Origin of the sequence: Catellatospora sp. NPDC049609 (assembly GCF_040675365.1) — a bacterium.
Taxonomy (GTDB): domain Bacteria; phylum Actinomycetota; class Actinomycetes; order Mycobacteriales; family Micromonosporaceae; genus Catellatospora.
In genome coordinates this window covers 1-1,172 of sequence record NZ_JBFAOU010000482.1, presented here as the reverse complement: position 1 = coordinate 1,172, position 1,172 = coordinate 1, and the positions used below count along the sequence as shown (strand labels likewise).

The 1,172-nt window shown below is 66.2% G+C and carries 1 protein-coding gene; it reads right to left on the bottom strand.

Annotation, left to right across the window (positions count from 1 at the left end):
• Positions 1-5: 5 nt before the first annotated feature.
• Positions 6-1,172: GTP-binding protein (locus tag AB0J67_RS41285; RefSeq protein WP_363491304.1), on the bottom strand; the 1,167-nt coding region annotated here is incomplete at its 5' end.

The window sequence follows — 1,172 nt, the reverse complement described above, 5'->3', positions numbered from 1 at the left end:
TGGGGTTAGTTGGCTTCGATGATCATGCCGGCGGCGACGGTGCGGTTGGTGGTTTCGTCGATGATGATGAAGCCGCCGGTGGTGCGGTTGCGGCGGTATTCGTCGGCCATGAGTGGGACGGTGGTGCGTAGCCGGACGCGTCCGATGTCGTTGAGGCCGAGTTGGTTGGCGGTTTCGTCGCGGTGCAGGGTGTTGACGTCGAGGCGGTACTGCAGGCCCTTGACGATCGCCCGTGCCGTCCTGGTCGTGTGCTTGATCGAGTATTTCGCGCCGACGGTCAGGGGTTTGGTCTCGTCCATCCAGCAGACGAGCGCTTCGATGTCCTGCGCGGGGGTGGGGGTGTTGTGGGGGCGGCAGATCATGTCGCCGCGGGAGATGTCGATCTCGTCTTCGAGCCGGACGGTCACGCTCATCGGGGGGAATGCTTCGGTGACGGGTCCGTCGGCGGTGTCGATCCCGGCGATGCGGGTGGTCATCCCGGACGGTAGGACCATGACCTCGTCGCCGGGTTTGAGGATCCCGGAGGCGACCTGCCCGGCGTAGCCCCGGTAGTCGGTCACGGTCGTGGACTGCGGGCGGATCACGTACTGGACGGGGAACCGGACGTCGACGAGGTTGCGGTCGGAGGCGATGTGCACGTGCTCGAGGTGGTGCAGCAGGCTGGGGCCCTCATACCAGGGCATGTTGCTGCTGCGGGTGGCGATGTTGTCGCCCTGCAACGCGCTGATGGGGATGATCGCGAGGTCGGTGATGTCGAGCTTGGCCGCGAAGCTGGTGAATTCGTCGACGATGCGGTCGTAGATGTCCTGGTCCCAGTCGACGAGGTCCATCTTGTTGACGCACAGGACCAGGTGCGGCACGCGCAGCAGGGAGCACAGGAACGCGTGGCGGCGGGACTGTTCGACGATGCCTTTGCGGGCGTCGACCAGGACGAGGGCGAGGTCGGCGGTGGACGCGCCGGTGACCATGTTGCGGGTGTACTGGATGTGGCCGGGGGTGTCGGCGATGATGAACTTGCGCCGCGGGGTGGCGAAGTACCGGTAGGCGACGTCGATGGTGATGCCCTGTTCGCGTTCGGCGCGCAGGCCGTCGGTGAGCAGTGCCAGGTTCGTGTACTCGTCGCCACGCGCCGCGGACACGGCCTCGACGGCTTCGAGCTGGTCCTCGAACAG